Annotated in this window: 20 protein-coding genes; 10 read left to right on the top strand and 10 right to left on the bottom strand. The window is 60.8% G+C overall.

All coding sequences use genetic code 11. The annotated features are described in order from the left end of the window. From accB to RTX98_RS15240, 5 genes are all read left to right on the top strand, one after another. A partial coding sequence (gene accB / locus RTX98_RS15260; protein WP_312797683.1) for an acetyl-CoA carboxylase biotin carboxyl carrier protein occupies window positions 1–352 on the top strand: 352 nt, incomplete at its 5' end. Between the two features lie 4 nt (window positions 353–356). Next, window positions 357–1700, top strand: a complete 1344-nt coding sequence (accC, locus tag RTX98_RS15255; RefSeq protein WP_312797682.1) for an acetyl-CoA carboxylase biotin carboxylase subunit — start codon at window positions 357–359, stop codon at window positions 1698–1700. An 11-nt stretch (window positions 1701–1711) separates the two neighbouring features. Beyond that, window positions 1712–2326, top strand: a complete 615-nt coding sequence (gene aat, locus RTX98_RS15250) for a leucyl/phenylalanyl-tRNA--protein transferase (RefSeq protein ID WP_312797681.1) — start codon at window positions 1712–1714, stop codon at window positions 2324–2326. A gap of 160 nt (window positions 2327–2486) precedes the next feature. Further along, window positions 2487–3113: a PilZ domain-containing protein gene (locus RTX98_RS15245; RefSeq protein ID WP_312797680.1), complete on the top strand. Its 627-nt coding sequence runs from the start codon at window positions 2487–2489 to the stop codon at window positions 3111–3113. A 191-nt stretch (window positions 3114–3304) separates the two neighbouring features. After that, entirely contained in the window at window positions 3305–3913 is a 609-nt protein-coding gene (locus RTX98_RS15240; protein ID WP_416223138.1) for a transglutaminase-like cysteine peptidase, read from the top strand. A gap of 93 nt (window positions 3914–4006) precedes the next feature. Here RTX98_RS15240 and RTX98_RS15235 read toward each other — a convergent pair whose 3' ends face one another. Continuing rightward, a complete protein-coding gene (locus tag RTX98_RS15235) occupies window positions 4007–4531 on the bottom strand; it encodes a gamma carbonic anhydrase family protein (RefSeq protein ID WP_312797684.1) in 525 nt (174 codons plus the stop codon). Between the two features lie 145 nt (window positions 4532–4676). Here RTX98_RS15235 and RTX98_RS15230 point away from each other — a divergent pair, with 145 nt between their 5' ends. Continuing rightward, the gene (locus RTX98_RS15230) at window positions 4677–5348 is read left to right on the top strand and encodes a hypothetical protein (RefSeq protein ID WP_312797677.1); all 672 of its coding nucleotides are present in this window, start codon (window positions 4677–4679) and stop codon (window positions 5346–5348) included. A gap of 48 nt (window positions 5349–5396) precedes the next feature. On the opposite strand, the gene RTX98_RS15225 is transcribed toward RTX98_RS15230, so the two are convergent. Both RTX98_RS15225 and cysE read right to left on the bottom strand, forming a co-directional pair. Next, window positions 5397–5603, bottom strand: coding sequence for a DUF3126 family protein (locus RTX98_RS15225; protein ID WP_189501931.1), 207 nt, complete (start codon window positions 5601–5603; stop codon window positions 5397–5399). 94 nt (window positions 5604–5697) lie between these two features. Then, window positions 5698–6546, bottom strand: a complete 849-nt coding sequence (gene cysE / locus RTX98_RS15220; protein WP_312797673.1) for a serine O-acetyltransferase — start codon at window positions 6544–6546, stop codon at window positions 5698–5700. A 129-nt stretch (window positions 6547–6675) separates the two neighbouring features. Between cysE and RTX98_RS15215 the strand changes: the two genes are divergently transcribed. Further along, window positions 6676–7476 carry an enoyl-CoA hydratase-related protein gene (locus RTX98_RS15215; protein WP_312797671.1) on the top strand — a complete coding sequence of 267 codons (801 nt, stop codon included), beginning with the start codon at window positions 6676–6678 and terminating at the stop codon, window positions 7474–7476. Between the two features lie 6 nt (window positions 7477–7482). Here the strand turns inward: RTX98_RS15215 and RTX98_RS15210 are convergent, their stop codons facing one another. From RTX98_RS15210 to RTX98_RS15200, 3 genes are read right to left on the bottom strand one after another with little or no spacing between them, the layout of a single operon-like run. Continuing rightward, complete coding sequence (locus RTX98_RS15210) at window positions 7483–8241, bottom strand: alpha/beta hydrolase (protein WP_312797669.1); 759 nt, start codon at window positions 8239–8241, stop codon at window positions 7483–7485. Between the two features lie 19 nt (window positions 8242–8260). Beyond that, window positions 8261–8764 (bottom strand): DUF192 domain-containing protein, encoded by a 504-nt coding sequence (locus RTX98_RS15205; protein ID WP_312797668.1) that lies wholly within the window; start codon window positions 8762–8764, stop codon window positions 8261–8263. 32 nt (window positions 8765–8796) lie between these two features. Further along, entirely contained in the window at window positions 8797–9360 is a 564-nt protein-coding gene (locus tag RTX98_RS15200) for a cold-shock protein (RefSeq protein WP_244641320.1), read from the bottom strand. Window positions 9361–9621: 261 nt separating this feature from the next. On the opposite strand from RTX98_RS15200, the gene RTX98_RS15195 reads away from it, so the two are divergent. Both RTX98_RS15195 and RTX98_RS15190 read left to right on the top strand, forming a co-directional pair. Beyond that, on the top strand, window positions 9622–10062 hold the full coding sequence (locus RTX98_RS15195) for a VOC family protein (protein ID WP_189501921.1): 441 nt from the start codon (window positions 9622–9624) through the stop codon (window positions 10060–10062). 97 nt (window positions 10063–10159) lie between these two features. Next, entirely contained in the window at window positions 10160–11692 is a 1533-nt protein-coding gene (locus tag RTX98_RS15190; RefSeq protein ID WP_312797664.1) for an acyl-CoA carboxylase subunit beta, read from the top strand. A 22-nt stretch (window positions 11693–11714) separates the two neighbouring features. Here the strand turns inward: RTX98_RS15190 and RTX98_RS15185 are convergent, their stop codons facing one another. Further along, the gene (locus tag RTX98_RS15185) at window positions 11715–13490 is read right to left on the bottom strand and encodes an SLC13 family permease (protein ID WP_312797663.1); all 1776 of its coding nucleotides are present in this window, start codon (window positions 13488–13490) and stop codon (window positions 11715–11717) included. Between the two features lie 138 nt (window positions 13491–13628). Here RTX98_RS15185 and RTX98_RS15180 point away from each other — a divergent pair, with 138 nt between their 5' ends. Beyond that, window positions 13629–14624, top strand: coding sequence for a DUF1624 domain-containing protein (locus tag RTX98_RS15180; RefSeq protein ID WP_312797661.1), 996 nt, complete (start codon window positions 13629–13631; stop codon window positions 14622–14624). A 2-nt stretch (window positions 14625–14626) separates the two neighbouring features. On the opposite strand, the gene RTX98_RS15175 is transcribed toward RTX98_RS15180, so the two are convergent. The 3 genes from RTX98_RS15175 to RTX98_RS15165 form a co-directional block, all read right to left on the bottom strand. Beyond that, the gene (locus RTX98_RS15175) at window positions 14627–14923 is read right to left on the bottom strand and encodes a hypothetical protein (RefSeq protein WP_189501914.1); all 297 of its coding nucleotides are present in this window, start codon (window positions 14921–14923) and stop codon (window positions 14627–14629) included. Window positions 14924–14966: 43 nt separating this feature from the next. After that, window positions 14967–16148, bottom strand: coding sequence for a glycosyltransferase family 4 protein (locus tag RTX98_RS15170; protein ID WP_312797660.1), 1182 nt, complete (start codon window positions 16146–16148; stop codon window positions 14967–14969). Between the two features lie 77 nt (window positions 16149–16225). Then, complete coding sequence (locus tag RTX98_RS15165; protein ID WP_312797659.1) at window positions 16226–16711, bottom strand: DUF4112 domain-containing protein; 486 nt, start codon at window positions 16709–16711, stop codon at window positions 16226–16228. Window positions 16712–16913: the final 202 nt, after the last annotated feature.

The raw sequence follows: 16913 nt of genomic DNA, 5'->3' as shown, positions 1-16913 counted from the left end.
CGTGGCGCGCCAGACGCAAGCCGTGCAGGCTTATGCGCCGGCCCCAATAGCTGCGGCGCCCGCACCTGTCGCAGCTGCAGCCGCGGCAACTCCTGCGGCCCCCACCGGCGATCCGCTGAAAAACGCCGTGAAGTCGCCGATGGTCGGCACGGCCTATCTTTCGCCGGCACCTGGCGCACGCGCCTTCATCGAGGTCGGCCAGACCGTTCGCGAAGGCCAGACGATGCTGATCATCGAAGCCATGAAGACCATGAACCAGATCCCCGCTCCGCGCTCCGGCACCGTAGTCGCCATTCTGTGCGAAGATGCGCAGCCCGTAGAGTTCGGCGAGCCGCTGGTGGTGATCGAGTAAATCCATGTTCCAGAAAATCCTCATCGCGAACCGTGGCGAGATCGCGCTTCGCGTTTTGCGCGCCGCGAAGGAACTCGGCATCCAGACGGTGGCCGTGCATTCCACCGCGGACGCTGACGCCATGCATGTGCGCTTGGCCGATGAAAGCGTCTGCATCGGACCGCCGCCTGCCCGCGACAGCTATCTGAACATCCACCAGATCGTCGCCGCCTGCGAAATTACCGGCGCCGATGCGATCCATCCGGGCTACGGCTTCCTGTCGGAAAACGCGAAGTTCGCCGACATTCTGGCTGCCCACAACATCACCTTCATCGGCCCGTCGGGGGATCACATCCGCATCATGGGCGACAAGATCGAAGCCAAGCGCACCGCTAAGCGTCTCGGCATTCCGGTCGTGCCGGGTTCGGAAGGCGCGATCAGCGACGAAGTGGAGGCCAAGAGGGTCGCCGCGGAGATCGGCTATCCCGTTCTGATCAAGGCTTCGGCCGGCGGCGGCGGGCGCGGCATGAAGGTCGCGCGCACGGAAGCCGACCTGTCGGAAGCGCTGTCGACCGCACGTGCGGAAGCGGGTGCAGCCTTCGGCGACGATGCCGTTTACCTCGAAAAGTATCTGGAAAAACCGCGCCACATCGAAGTCCAAGTGATGGGCGACGGCATGGGCAAGGCGATCCATCTCGGCGAGCGCGACTGCTCGCTTCAGCGCCGCCACCAGAAGGTCTGGGAAGAGGCTAACTCGCCTGCCCTGAACGCTGAACAGCGCAATCGCATCGGCATGATCTGCGCCAACGCCATTGCCGATCTCGGTTATTCCGGTGCGGGCACAATCGAGTTCCTGTATGAAAACGGCGAGTTCTATTTCATCGAAATGAACACGCGTTTGCAGGTCGAGCATCCGGTCACGGAAGCGATCACCGGCCTCGATCTCGTGCATGAGCAGATTCGCGTCGCAAGCGGCGGCGGTCTTTCGCTGACGCAGGATGAAGTGCGCTTTTCCGGCCACGCCATCGAGTGCCGCATCAATGCCGAGGACGCGCGCACCTTCGTGCCCTCGCCTGGCTTGATCACGCATTTTCATACGCCGGGCGGTCTCGGCATCCGCGTCGATTCCGGTGTTTACAGCGGCTATCGCATTCCGCCCTATTACGACAGCCTTATCGGTAAGCTGATCGTGCATGGCCGCAATCGTGTGGAATGCATGATGCGCCTGCGGCGGGCTCTGGATGAGTTCGTGGTGGACGGCATCAACACGACCTTGCCGTTGTTCCGCGACCTGGTGGGCAATCCGGACATCGCCAATGGCGATTACGACATCCACTGGCTCGAGAAGCACCTCGCTGCCGAACACTGAGTCGTAACCCGGTGGCCCGACCTTTTGCACCTGGCCACCGGATTCTCCCGGACCTCCTGCTGCGCGCTTACGCGTCCGGCGTTTTTCCCATGGCCGAAGAAGCCGACGATCCAGAAGTCTTCTGGGTGCGGCCGGAACAGCGCGGCATCATTCCGCTCGACGCTTTCCACATCCCGAAGAGCCTGCGCAAGGTCATTCGCCAAGGGCGGTTCGACGTGCGCCGTGACACGACCTTTGCCGGTGTGATCGATGGCTGCGCAGAAAGCAGCGAAGGACGCGACAAGACCTGGATCAACGCGCCGATCCGAGAGGCCTACGGCGAGTTGTTTGCGCGCGGCCACTGCCACACGGTTGAAGCCTGGCGCGATGGGCTACTGGTCGGCGGGCTCTATGGCGTGACCCTCGGCCGGGCTTTCTTCGGCGAAAGCATGTTTTCACGCGAAACCGATGCGTCCAAGGTTTGTCTGGCTCATCTCGTCGAGCATCTTGTTGAGTGCGCGTTCGAGTTGCTCGACACCCAATTCAATACCGATCATCTCAAGCGCTTTGGTGCGATTGACGTTCCGAGAAGCCGTTACGAACGCCTTCTTGCGAGCGCTTTGGAAAACGAACCCGCACAATTCTAAGCGAGATCATTGTTGATGCTGTTGATTTGACATCAAAACAAATCAACCAGGTCAATCCGTGGAAAGCCGAGTTTTAAACTTACCGCTTCTTAATCTATGCTCGCATAGGTTTTTGTCGTGCATCTTCACTTCAGAAGATTCTCCTTTTGGAAGGGCGGTTATGAGCTCAGCGGCGATCGAGGGGGCGGCGCCTTATGAAACGGAACGTCGCAACTTCCAGCGGATGAACGTCAAGCTCTACGGGCGCTATATGCTCGAAGACCGTTCCGAATATCCCTGCCAGATCCTCGATATGTCTCCCGGCGACGCGGCCCTGCGCTGCGAGCATCCCGGTGAGCCTGGCGAAAAGGTCATCGCCTATATCGATCATATCGGCCGCGTCGAAGGTGTGGTGATCCGCACCCTGCCAGATGGGTTCGCGATGACGGTTTTAGCATCGGAGCGCAAGCGCGACCGGTTGGCGGCGCAACTGACGTGGCTCGCGAACCGCCACGAACTCGATCTGCCGGAAGATCGCCGTCACGAGCGCGTGGCACCTGAAAATCCGGTCACCTTCCTCAAGCTGAGCGATGGTCGCGAATACCAGTGCCGCATCATCGATCTTTCGCTGTCCGGTGCGGCGGTCGAGATCAACGTCAAGCCGGCCGTCGGTATCCAGGTGATGCTCGGCACGATGCGCGGTCAGGTCGTGCGCCATCTGGATGATGGTGTCGCCGTCGAGTTTGCCAGCCTTCATCCGGCCGATGCGGCTGAGCCGCAATTCAACAAACTGGCTAACGGTCTCTGAACCGATCATTCGGCGCGGATTGCGATATTTCCTGAAAAGCCCGTAAAGCATAGCTCCGGCCGTCTCATGGTTAAGAGCACCCGAACAAAAGCTTTACAGTTCCAGACTCATTTCACTTAAAAGCGCCAACCGACCTTCGATCAAGATCAATGCGTCCATGTCATTGTCTCTTCCAACGGGGAGACGAAATTATGACGCTCTGGAAGGTTTTTATACTTTCAGCAGGATTAATGATCCAAACGATTACGGCAGCGACCTCTGCCGAAGCCGGTTCTTTCATGCCGACGGGCGGACGTTCGACGCAGCCGATTGGTCATTACGAGTTCTGCCAGACGCACAGCGCTGAGTGCGGCAAGAATGCCTCCTATTCCGGGCCTGTCGCGCTGACCCGCGAGGTCTGGGCTGCGATCGTCGATGTCAACAATGCCGTCAACACGATGGTGACGCCGATGACCGACATGGAAATCTGGCATCGCGAGGAAGTCTGGTCCTACCCGACATCGGGCATCGGTGACTGCGAGGATTATGCGCTGGAAAAGCGCCGCATGCTGATGAGCCGCGGCATTCCTGCCTCCAATCTCCTGATGACGGTGGTGCGCCAGAAGAACGGTGCCGGCCATGCGGTGCTGACCGTCCGGACCTCCCATGGCGACTTCGTGCTCGACAATCTGGAGACCCGCGTCCTGTCCTGGGATCAGACGGATTACGTCTACCTCAAGCGCCAGTCCGAGCGCCATGCCGGCATCTGGGTGTCGATCGAAGACGGCCGCGATGTGCTGGTCGGTAGCTTGAAGCAGTAGCTCACGCAACAATCCGGTCGAGTCCCCACCTCCCCGTCCCCGACGACCGGGTTCAGGAGCCGGCCCTTCCCCTGGGGTCGGCTCCGCTGCTTTTCAGCCTTCCGCTTTGAGACCGGCTGCGAAGCGGCGGGCATTATGCTGGTAATTAATGGCGCTCTTGCGCAGACCTTCGATCTGTTCATCCGTCAGCTCGCGCGCTGCCTTTGCTGGCGATCCGACAATCAGGGAGTTGGGTGGAAATACCTTGCCTTCGGTGACCAGCGCGCCTGCGCCGACCAGGCTGTTCTCGCCAATGACTGCGCCGTTCAAGATAATAGCGCCCATGCCCACCAGGCTGTTGTCGCCGATCGTGCAGCCGTGAAGGATGGCGCGATGGCCAATGGTGCAGCCCGAGCCCACCGTCAGGGGGAACCCCATATCCGTGTGCATCATCGTGTGCTCCTGGACGTTGGAACCATCACCGACGGAAATTAGCTCATTGTCGCCCCGCAAGACAGCGCCGAACCACACGCCCACATCGCGTCCGAGATGAACCTTGCCGATTACGACGGCGTTGTCGGCGACCCATGACGTGTCGCTGATTTCCGGCGCGATATCATCCAGTTGATAGATCGGCACATTGTCCTCCCGCACTGCATTTACCCGGCCTTTACCATAGCGACGCATGGTTGCCTCAGAAAGATCGCGCCCGTGCCGATCATCCGCAAGCTCAGGTTTCATGGAAAGCCAAGCACCTGTCAGCCGCAGCCTCTTCGACGCACGGATGAGCAAACGCATTATAGCGGTGATAGCAGTTTTAGCGGTGTTGGCTGTGCTGATCAGCTTAGGCGGAGCCTGGCTTGGCCGCTTCCTCGCCCTTGGGGGTCACACCGAAGACCGGACTCTGCGGGAAATTGTGATCGGCAACAATGTGCTTTCCGTTCCATCCAACACCATCCGCTTTGCCGAAGCGCGGGTGGACGGTGTGACGGAGCGCCTCGACCTTTATCTGCGTTGGCCGGATCTGGACGGCTATACGGCGGCGACCCGCGATTCGTTCAACAATGCCCAGGGTGACAAACGCATCATCTTCCTCGCCTTCACCGAAGCCACCATGTCGCGCGACATGACAGGCCGGCTTGAGCCTATTTACAGGCAGCTTGTCGAGCAGAGCGGACGTGAACTGGGATATGGCCTGACAGCCTACGCTTTCACGGAAGCGTCCGGCTACCGCGATGAGGAACTGGTGGTGGGACCGGGCGCATCGCCCTTTGTTGCGCGCTGCCTGACCGGACAGGCTGCAAAGGACTCGCTGGCGCCTTGCGAACGCGACATTCGCTTAGGCGAAGAGCTCAGCCTGACCTACCGCTTTCCTCGCGATATGCTTTCGCAATCAAGCGAACTCGATCAGGCAGTTCGCGAGCGGGCGCAGTCATTTCTGCGCACGCCAAACTGACACGATGTCAGCTCTCATGGGATCAGCTCTCAGCTCGAAAGGCTGAGATCACAGGTCGATGTCGAGGATCGCCATTGAGAAGTTGTAGGACAGTTCGCCCTCTTCATCATCCTTGAAGACGATGCCGAGGAATTCGTCGCCCATATAGACTTCGGCCGAATCGTCCTTGCGCGGGCGGGCCTTCACCTGAAGGCCAGGATTCTGGAAGACCCGCTTGAAATAAGCGTCGAGCTTCTTGATCTCGTCGGGTTTCATATGCGGATACTCCTGAGGCTTCAAAAATAAGGAACGCGCTTCTGACACGGGGCCGGAAGCGCGTAAACCCATATAGGGCAGTGACGATACGTCGTCAGATGTCGAATGACTGAACGTGGTCCATCGACACCGAAGGCAGAGCCTGATCCATGGCGCGCGCCGGCTGAGCGCAGCCCGCTTCACCAACGATCCGCGCTGGCACGCCGGCAACCGTCTTGTTGTTCGGCACAGACTGGAGAACCACCGAGCCCGCAGCGATCTTCGAGCAATGGCCGATTTCGATATTGCCGAGGATCTTCGCGCCGGCACCAATCAACACACCGTAGCGGATCTTCGGATGGCGGTCGCCGCCGGCCTTGCCGGTACCGCCCAAGGTGACGCCGTGAAGCAGGGAAACATTGTCCTCGATCATCGCCGTTTCGCCGACAACGAGTGCTGTCGCATGGTCGAGGAAGATGCCGCGACCCAGCCGGGCGGCCGGGTGGATGTCGGTCGAGAACACGGCAGATGAGCGGCTTTGCAGGTAGAGCGCGAAGTCCTTGCGGCCTTGCGTCCAAAGCCAATGCGCCAAGCGATGCGTTTGCAGCGCGTGGAAACCCTTGAAGTAAAGCACCGGCATCAAGAACCGGTCGCAGGCGGGATCACGATCGTAATAGGCCTGAATGTCGATGCGGACGATCTCGCTCCACTCGGGATTTTCCCGGTTCATCTGGATGAAGGTCTGCCGGATGAGGTCGGCGCCGAGATCCTGATGATGGAGCAACTCGGCAACCCGGTGGATCACCGCCTCCTCCAGGGAGGGCTGGTTCAGGATGGTCGCGAACAGGAAAGCAGCCAGCAGCGGATCGCGTTCGACCGCATCCGCCGCTTCTTCGCAGACGGCGTTCCAGATCGGATCAACGGGAGCAACGACGCTTGGCCGGATCGCGCTGCGGATATTCATGAACTCACACTCCAAGTCCCTGATCTGCGAGCCAACGCGGCTGCAGCTTGGTTGGTGCCGGAACCTATGTCAAAAGCCTGCGCAACTGAAATGAATTTTCGGCGACACAGCTTCAATTGGAACTGATGAATGGATGATCAAGCCGAGGTTGGAACGCGGGCGGTCTCGCTTAGCGTGGTAAATGGCGTGGCAACGATCATCATCGATCGGCCGGCCAAGAAGAACGCGCTCACCGCCGCAATGTGGGCAGCGCTAATCGATGCGGTGGAGCAGGTCGACGCACTGCCGGAGACCAGGGTTTTGATTGTCCGAAGCGCAGGCTCCGACTTCTCCGCCGGTGCCGACATCGCCGAGTTCGAAACGGTGCGGCGCGATGCGGACACCGCGCGCAGCTATGAGGCTCTAAACGCCAGGGCTTTCGCTGCTCTCCGCAACGTGCGGGTTCCGACACTGGCCGCTATCCGTGGTGCATGCCTCGGCGGCGGCCTCGGTCTCGCAATCTCCTGCGATCTTCGGCTGGCTGCGCCGGATGCGCGCTTTTCCATTCCAGCAGCCAAGCTTGGGCTCGCCTATCCGGCCAAGGGCATCCGCCACATCGTTTGGGCGGCAGGACCGCAGCTGGCGCGCTATCTCGTTTATTCCGGGCAGCAAATTTCGGCAGAACAAGCCTTTGATGCAGGACTTCTGCTGGAAGTCGTTGAAGCTGACGCACTTGATGCGCGGGTGGAGACACTTGCTGCCTCGATCGCCGCCAATGCTCCTTTAACGAATCGTGCGACAAAGCAGGCGATTAACGCGATCCTGTCCGATGATCCCTTCATGATGCGCGAAGCAGAGCGCCTCGGCGACATGACCTTCATCAGCGAAGACTATGCGGAAGGGCGCCGGGCTTTCCGCGAAAAGCGCAAGCCGATTTTTACGGGTCGCTAGCGCGCGTCAGAGCGGTTGGGCCTGGAGAAAGTCGAGCACCCGCGCCTTGAAGGTGCGGTCGCCCACCGAAAGCATGTGATCGCGACCCTCGATCGAAAAGGCTTCGCCATGGGGCAGCATGGCCGCGAGCCGCTCGGGCGACCCGCCGATATCGTCCTTGGTGCCGACGGCAACCAGAGTCGGCTGCTCGATCCGCGCCATGTCAGCCTGGCTCAATTCAGCACGAGACTGCGCGATACAGACAGCCAGCGCCTTGCGGTCGCTGCGCGTCTGATCGGCAAAGGCGCGGAACATCTTGCCGCGCGGATGGGTGATGGTGGCCGGATCGTCGGCTGCCAACGCTTCGGCGATCGGGTCCCAATCGCCCACGCCGTCCACCATGCCAGACCCGAGGCCACCAAACACGAGCGCTGCAATGCGGTCCGGCGCCTGCAGCGCCATGAAGGCCGACACGCGGGCGCCCATTGAGTAGCCCATCACATGCGCGCGCTCGAGACCGAAATGGTCCAGCAACGCCACCGCATCCGACGCCATGGCATTCGGATGGTAGGCATCGACATCGTAGCTCTTGGTAGAGGCGCCGTGACCGCGATGATCGAAGGCCAGCACGCGATAACCGGCACTGCTCAGCGTCTTCACCCAACCCGTGTTGATCCAGTTCACGGCCATGCTCGATGCGAAGCCATGCAGCAGCAAAACGGGTTCGCCTTCGCCCTCATCGATGAAGGAAAGATCGAAGCCATCGTGGAAGAAGGTTTGGGTCATGTCGGATGTAAGCTCAGTTTTAGCGCGAAACCGCATCGATCACCGGATGGCTCAAGCGGTCGCCTTCCTTCAGCCCGCGCCTTGCTGCAGTGCCAGCTTTCAGCTCAAGCACGAAGCGGATGGGTGCCGGTGTAGAGACCACTGCTTCCGAGAACGGCTCTGCCTGCTGGATCGAAGCGACCGTGCCATCGGCACGGATGAACACCATGTCGAGCGGCATCGGCGTGTTCTTCATCCAGAATCCGACAGGCCGGCTGGCCTCGAACACGAACAGCATGCCGCGATCATCCGGCATGTCCTTTCGGAACATCAAGCCGCGCTCGCGCTCCGTGCCATCATCGGCAACTTCGATCGAAAAGGCGACCTTGCCGGAAGCCGTGTTCGCCACCAACGGCGTACCATCGACCGGCAGCATCATCGCCTTGGAGTCGCGCGCCATCGCAACATTGGTGACGGCTGCACTTGCGCCGGTCAGGGCAAGCGCCAGGCCGATGGCGCGGAAAGTGGATGTTGGAAAGCTCACGCAAGACCTCGCTGGGTTCGTCCGGCGATTATCTAGTGCGCGACCGGCAAAGTTCCCACATCCGGATGGATTTCGGCAGCCATCAGGCCCTTGCCGCTGCGGCCGAAGCGTACCAGCACCACCTGCCCTGGGCGAAGCTCGGTCAGCCCGTAGCGGCGGAGCGTTTCCATGTGGACGAAGATGTCTTCCGTGCCCTCACCGCGGGTCAGGAATCCGAAGCCCTTGGTGCGGTTGAACCACTTGACCAGTGCCCGCTCGATCCCGCTTTCGGCAGCAACCACATTATGGGTACGCTGCGCCGGCTGCTCGGACGGATGAACGGCGGTTGAAAGGTCGATGGAAAGAACCTTGAAGGCCTGCAGCCCGCGCTCGCCCTGCTTGACGAGGCAAACAACGCGTGCGCCTTCAAGCGCGGTCTGGAAACCGTCGCGCCGCAAACAGGTCACATGCAGCAGGATGTCACCCAAACCGGGAACATCCGGCAGAATGAAGCCGAAGCCCTTCGCGACGTCGAACCACTTGATCGAACCAGCGACTTCAAGCACGTCCGTGCTTTCGATGGTGTCGATCGGTGCCCCGCTGTCGGCGTCAGCCATGCCGGCGTCATGCCGGTCGGATATGGCCTTTTGCCCCATTATTCGCGAGCCCCTTCGCAACACCAAATCACTGATTCCGAGGGCAAGATAGCATCGGTGACTCCTGCTTGCGCAAGACCCGCACACGACTTTTTAACACTTGCTTACAAGCTGCAATGAGCAGCTGTGTACTATGAACAACACTTGGATTCATAAGCCCGCCTTGCATGGTGGGAGGGACGCGCCATATCAGCCTCTCCTCCAAACAACCGGGATGATTCCATGCGTTACCTCCACACCATGATCCGCATCCGCGACATCGACGCGTCGCTCGATTTCTTCGTAAAGAAGTTCGGGCTGGTGGAAGTGCGGCGCATGGAGAACCAGCAGGGTCGCTTCACGCTGATCTTCCTTGCAGCACCCGAGGACGAGCATCGCGGCATCACGGAAAAGGCGCCGCTGCTGGAACTCACCTATAATTGGGATGCCGAAGATTATGCCGGCGGTCGCAACTTCGGTCACCTCGCTTATGAAGTCGACGACATCTACGCGACCTGCCAGCGCCTGATGGATAGCGGCATCACCATCAACCGACCGCCCCGCGACGGCAACATGGCCTTTATCAAGTCGCCGGATGGGATTTCGATCGAGCTTCTGCAGAAGGGCCCAGCGCTCGAGAAAGCAGAGCCTTGGGCATCCATGGAAAACACCGGCACCTGGTAAGCCGATCACCGCTTTTTCTTCCGGTTGATCTCGCCATTGGACATGGCTAACTGTCAGCCGAACAAATGTTTGGCTGACGGTTAGGGAGAGAGCCGGAATGAAGGACGTGCTGGTCGAACTGGAACGCCGCCGCGAAGTTGCACGCGCAGGCGGCGGCGCCGATCGCATCGCAGCCCAGCACAAGCGCGGCAAGCTGACCGCGCGCGAACGGATCGAAATCTTCCTCGACGAAGGCTCCTTCGAAGAGTTCGACATGTTCGTGGAGCACCGCTCCACCGACTTTGGTATGGAAAAGACCAAATATGCCGGTGATGGCGTCGTCACGGGCTGGGGCACGGTCAACGGCCGAACCGTCTTCCTGTTTGCCAAAGACTTTACGGTGTTCGGGGGGTCGCTGTCGGAAGCGCACGCCGCAAAGGTCATCAAGGTGCAGGAGATGGCGCTGCGTAACCGCGCGCCGATCATCGGAATCTATGATGCTGGCGGCGCGCGCATTCAGGAAGGCGTTGCGGCCCTTGGCGGCTATGCCGAGATCTTCCAGCGTAACGTGCTGGCATCCGGCGTCATCCCTCAGATCTCAGTCATCATGGGTCCATGTGCCGGCGGCGACGTTTATTCGCCGGCGATGACCGACTTCATCTTCATGGTGCGCGACACGTCCTATATGTTCGTGACCGGGCCGGATGTGGTGAAGACGGTGACCAACGAGACGGTCACGGCCGAGCAGCTCGGCGGGGCATCTGTCCACACCACCAAGTCGTCGATTGCCGACGGCGCTTACGACAACGATGTCGAAGCGCTGCTGCAAATGCGCCGCCTGATCGATCTTCTGCCGCAGTCGAATACCGGTCCGGTGCCGGAGATCGAGAACTTCCAGAGCGTCGATGATGTCGACTTCTCGCTTGATCGGCTGATCCCCGATAATGCGAACAAGCCCTACGACATCAAGGAGCTGATCCTGAAGACGGTCGATGAAGGCGACTTCTTCGAGATCCAGGAAAGCTTCGCCAAGAACATCGTCACGGGCTTTGGCCGCGTTGAAGGTCGTACAGTGGGGTTTGTTGCCAACCAGCCGATGGTACTGGCAGGCGTACTGGACTCGGATGCGAGCAGGAAAGCAGCGCGTTTCGTGCGCTTCTGCGACTGCTTCAACATCCCGCTCGTGACCTTCGTGGACGTGCCGGGCTTCCTGCCGGGCACCGCCCAGGAATATGGCGGCCTCATCAAGCATGGCGCCAAGCTACTCTTCGCTTACGCCGAAGCTACCGTGCCAAAGATTACCGTCATTACCCGTAAGGCCTATGGCGGCGCCTATGACGTCATGGCGTCCAAGCACCTGCGCGGCGACATGAACTATGCCTGGCCGAGCGCGCAGATCGCGGTGATGGGTGCTAAGGGTGCGGTCGAGATCATCTACCGCAAGGATATCGGTGACGCAGAAAAGATCGCCTCGCACACCAAGGCCTATGAAGATCGCTTCCTGTCGCCCTTCGTAGCGGCCGAGCGCGGCTATATCGACGAAGTGATCATGCCGCATTCGACACGTCGCCGTATCGCGCGAGCGCTGCGGATGCTGCGCAACAAGGACCTCAAGAACCCTTGGAAGAAGCACGACAATATCCCGCTCTGACCGGAATGTTGTTGTTTGCGCCTCAATTGAGCGGCCAAACCAGCATGAGCATGGGCACCGCGACCAGCACGACGATGATCGACAGCGGCAAGCCCAACCGCGGATAGTCGCTGAATCTGTAGCCGCCGGGCCCCATCACCAGCGTGTTGCACTGGTGACCAATCGGCGTCAGGAAATCACAACCCGCACCGATCGCAACTGCCATCAGGAAGGCGTCAGGCTTGAAGCCGAGGCCACTTGCATAGCTCGCGGCAATCGGCGCCATGACCAGCACCGTGGCGGCATTGTTGAGGAAGGGCGTCACCGCCATGGCGGCAAGGATCACCAGTGCCAAGGCACCATAGGCTGGAAGCATATGGCCAATTACAATTAGGCCGCTGGCGATCAGCTCGGTTGCCCCGGTCTCGCGCAGTGACTCCGAGACGGGGATCAAGGCAGCCAGCATCACGAGGATCGGACCATCCATCGCGCCATAGACTTCGCGCGTGGGCACGACCTTGAACAACACCATGCCCACAGCCGCAGCGAAGAAGGCGACTGCAACCGGCACCGTGCCTGTCGCGGTCGCACCCATGGCTACCAGTAGGATCGCCAGCGGCACGAGTCCGCGCCGCACGCTTCCCAGCAGGATCGAGCGCTCCGCCAAAGGAAGGCAGCCGAACTCGCGCAACACGCCGGGTAAGGCATCACGTTCGCCTTGCAGCACGATAACATCGCCAATGCGGAACTTGACCTCGTTCAGCCGCTCCGTGATGCGGCTGCCCTTTCGGCTGACGGCCAGCAGATTGGTGTTATAGCGATCAAACAGCGAAAGCTGCTTGGCCGACCATCCAATCAGCGGCGAGTTTTCCCCGATCACCGCTTCGATCGCGGCAATTTCGGACGCGGGCCGTGCGCCCTTCACGTCGCGGTCGCCGGTGACCGACAGTCCCTCCTGAGCCACCAAGCGGTCGAGCGCTTCCGGATCCCCCTCCAGCACAACGATATCGCCGTCACGCAACACGACGTCAGGCAATGGTGTGACGCGCGTGCCCTTGGCGCGAAGCACGGAGGTAACCGTCGCCCCGCCTGCAGCCGCGCTCAAGAGGTCGGCAATGGTCTTGCCGAGCAGAGCCGACCTCGCGGTGATCCGGGCTTCCGACACATAATTCTTGATGTCGATGGCTTCATCAAGCGTGGCGGTCTCACGCGTTCGATGAGGCAGCAGACGGTAGCCGAAGGCTAGGAAAATGACACCGACCACTGCGAGCGCGCCGCCGACCGGCGTAAAGTCGAACATCGTGAAGGCCGTACCGGTGATCTCTTCCCTCAGCCGTGACACGATGATGTTCGGCGAGGTGCCGATCTGAGTCATCAGCCCGCCGAGCAAGGACCCGAAGGCCATCGGCATCAGGAACACCGATGGCGAAACGTTGCTGCGCTTGGCGAACTGGAAAGCGATCGGGATCATGATCGCGAGAGCGCCAATATTCTTCACGAAGGCCGAAAGCAGCGTGACAATCACTACAAGAACGATAAGCTGAATTCGGACGCTCGTGACTTTCGGAAAGTAGCGCTGGATCAAAAGCTCCATAATGCCGGATCGAGCGACGCCGGCACTCACCAGGAGCGCGCTACCTACGATGATGACGATATCGTCGCTGAAGCCGCTGAACGCTTTGTCTGGCGCAACAATGCCAAGAGCAACGGAAGCAAGAAGGGCGATGGCTGCAACGAGATCATAGCGGAAGCGACCCCAGATGAAGGCGACCATCATCAAAGCGATGACGGCGAAGGAACAAATTTGCGGAAATGTCATGAACGTAAGCAATCCCCTGGCTCGCAAAACGTCCTTAAGGAAAAAACGTTTCGCTTGCCTGATGAAAGTTCTCGATCAGGCGGATCCGGTGCTTTGGCGCTATCTTCTCGATGAGGGTTGCGGCAGAACTGGCTGATCATGACGCATGATTTGGCCCCCGCCCGCCCCGCTTCCAATCGCATCCGCGCCATCGACGTGGCGCGCGGCGTCGCGCTTGTTGCGATGGCAATCTACCATTTCACATGGGATCTGGAGTTCTTCGGCTATGTCGAGCCAGGTCTGACCGCCTTTGGCGGCTGGAAGATCTTCGCGCGCTGCATCGCGTCCAGCTTCCTGTTCTTGGTCGGTGTCAGTCTTGTGCTGGCGCATGCGCGCGGCGTGCGCTGGCGACCGTTTCTTGTCCGCTTAGCTCAAGTTGCCTTGGCAGCAGCTGCGATCTCGCTGGTGACCTGGCTAGCCGTTCCTGGCGGCTTCATCTTCTTCGGCATTCTGCATCAGATCGCTCTGGCAAGCCTGCTTGGCGTGTTGCTGCTGCGCATACCTGCGCTGGTACTTGCGGCGCTTGCAGCCTTCGTGATCGCCGCGCCGTTGTTCCTGCGCGCAGAGGTGTTCGACACACCCTGGCTATGGTGGGTTGGATTGTCGTCGGTGAACCCGCACTCGAACGACTACGTGCCGCTATTCCCTTGGTTCGGCGCTGTGCTGCTGGGGATGGCTGCCGCGAAACGTGCGCAACGGTTCGGTATCTTCGAGCGCACGCGCTCGTGGTCACCTCCCCGCCCGTTGCGCGTCCTTGAAGTTGGCGGGCGGCACAGTCTGGCTTTCTACCTGATCCATCAGCCGGTGCTGATTTCGCTGGTCTGGATGGCGGCTCAGCTCGCTCCGCCGCATGCTCCTGATCCACGTGTGGGGTTCAGCAGGGCCTGTGAGGCTCAGTGCATCGAGGTGCGCGATCAGGCGTTCTGTACTAGCTATTGCGGCTGCGTCATGGAAGGCGTGGCAGAGCTTCCGGGTGGTATTGCTGGTCTTGATCGCAATCCGGGCGATGCGAGCCAGCAAAACCGACTGCAGGAGATCGCCGCCATGTGTACCGGCGAGACCGATCTCCAGCAGTTAGACAGTCCGGACGAGTAGGTTTAATCGCCCGGATCGTTCTCGAAGGTCGCGTCGTCCGTACCGGTGGTGACGCGCGGGCTGGCGCTGGTGACGCCGTTGTTCTCGCGGCCATGTTCGGACTGCACGAACTGGCCGCGCGCGTCCTTTTCGACGGAAGAGCGGTCATTACCCTCGCCGCGCTCGGTGTCGCGCGACTTTAGGGGCGAGGACTGCTTGGCATCCTGCGCATGCGACTGCAGGTTTACGCCAGCACCTTCGCTGTTGGCTTCACTGAGGCCGTTGGGGGCGCTGCCTGGGGAGTAAGGGGTTCCAGCCATGATGTTGGTCTCCTTCCTTGTTGCGGGCAGGTATTGCCCGTCCTCAAAGCAATCCGGCAGGCTTTTGGTTGTTCCTCTCGTTCACGCGCTTTGCCAAATGCTGAATCGAATGATCCCAGGTCCAGTTCGCAAGAACGGTGTCGCGCGGGTTCATGGCGTCTGCTCGTGCAAGCAGGGCATCGATGCCTTCGTGGAAGCGGTCGGGTTCGGCGGTCATGCCTGTTTCGGGCGTGATGTATTGCAAACCGCAGCGCAGGCCGGCATTTGCGAGAACGGGCAGGCCGGCCAGCATGTATTCGGTGAGGATGGCGGGCGCGCCGTCATCGATGCCGCAGACCACGCTGATGCGGGCCTGGTTCATCAGGCGGTTGACCTCATCGAACGGCACACCGGGGGGACCGACGAAAGTCACGTCGAGACCGCGCTGGGCTGCTTGATGGCGGAGGTCATCGGCCATTTCGCCATAGCCGAACACGCAGAGCGCTCTCGTGCCTGGGCGCCGTTCGAGGGCGTCGAAAAGGATATCGTGGCGCTTGTAGCCCTGGGCTGCGGCGACGTAGATGACGTCGTAGGGCTTTTCCGTGGCCAGTGGGCGGAAGGTCTGCGGGTCGGCAAAGTCCGGGCCGATGGGGAGGACGAGGCACTCCATGCCGGGCAACCGTGCGCGCACTTCGTCGCTTTGCCATTCCGCGCCGGTCAGCACGAGATCGAAGTGACGGCCGACTTCGTCGGGGATGCGGAAGGCGGGGGCGTCGATGGAGTTGTAGATCTTGAAGCTGTCTCGACAGGCTTTGAGGATACGCTCGTCGACGCCGAGGCCCCAGACGCAGAGGACCTTCGGCGCGCCATAAGCTGCGATGAAGCCGAGCATGTCGGTGGAGCGGAACGGTGCGTCTTCGCCGTCGAGGTGGAAGGCGCGGCGGGCAAGAACCGGGTGGTCTTCCGCATAAGGCGGCGGCGAGGATGGGCGCCAGTGGTGCCAGATCTCGACGCGTCCGGCGAGGCCAGACTTGACCGCGGCAAGCGGTAGGCGTTCGAGGTAGCCGCCGGTGACGGAGAGTGCATCGCGCTGTAATGGCGTTGCACTATCGCCGGGCGGTGGGCTTCGCCGGCCGTCCAGCCAGCGATCCCTTGCTTCCTGTTCCGAGCCGCCGATCGGTTCGGGCGGCCAGCCATCGCGGAAATCGGAGATGACGACGATGGTGTCGGAGAGCGAAGGCGGCATGCGATGCTTGAACTCGTTGAGCGAGTACAAGCTACAAAGCTGCCGCCGGTTCCCGACCCTCCTGCCACGCCCGCCGGTCAGGCGGGATTGCGCACCCAGTCGCCATCGATGATCGGCGCGCCATGCTGGGGCGAAGCCGGTTTCGCGCGATGGGTTCCGGCTCGCTCATGCAGATGCGCCTTGAGCAGCGCGACATTGCGCAGGTTGGCGCGGAAGAAGGCGTCACCCACCCAGCCTGCCAGCGGCACGATGCTGATGCCGAAGTCGATGCCCAGATTGGCAAGCATGCGGCCGAGCACACGCTTCGGCACACCGAGGCGATGCGCTTCCCAGATGATGTAGGCGGTCAGCGACTTCGCGACGATCAGGCCAGCGCCGGGAATGAAGTTCAGCAGCGCATCGGCACCGATACGGGTGCCGATGATCGGTACGCGAAACGCGCTGTCGAGGAAGATCGACAAGCGGTCGAGGCGCGCGATTGCGGCAGCGTCGCTTTCCGCGCTCGGCTCTTGCCGCGCGAAAAAGCCTTTTTGGACGAACATCATGTCTTGAACAGTGGGCATCCCAAATCCTCTCAATGCAAACCCGCCGGATCGCCGGTTCGTTTAGTGAGAGGGTCCGACATCGCTGCGGTTTTCGCCGCAACCAGAGGGGCCCGGACCCCGACAACCAAGATATTGTGATGGTGGGGCGGGTGTACAAGACCCCTCTCCACCATCTTTGAAGCCACGCGTTTTCTGCGTTTCGGACTAGAGGTTGCGGCCG

The sequence above is a fragment of the Tianweitania sp. genome (assembly GCF_032053605.1).
In the GTDB taxonomy this organism is placed as follows: Bacteria; Pseudomonadota; Alphaproteobacteria; order Rhizobiales; family Rhizobiaceae; genus Tianweitania.
Note: the sequence above shows the minus strand (reverse complement) of the source record. Positions and strands in the feature narration are given on the sequence as shown.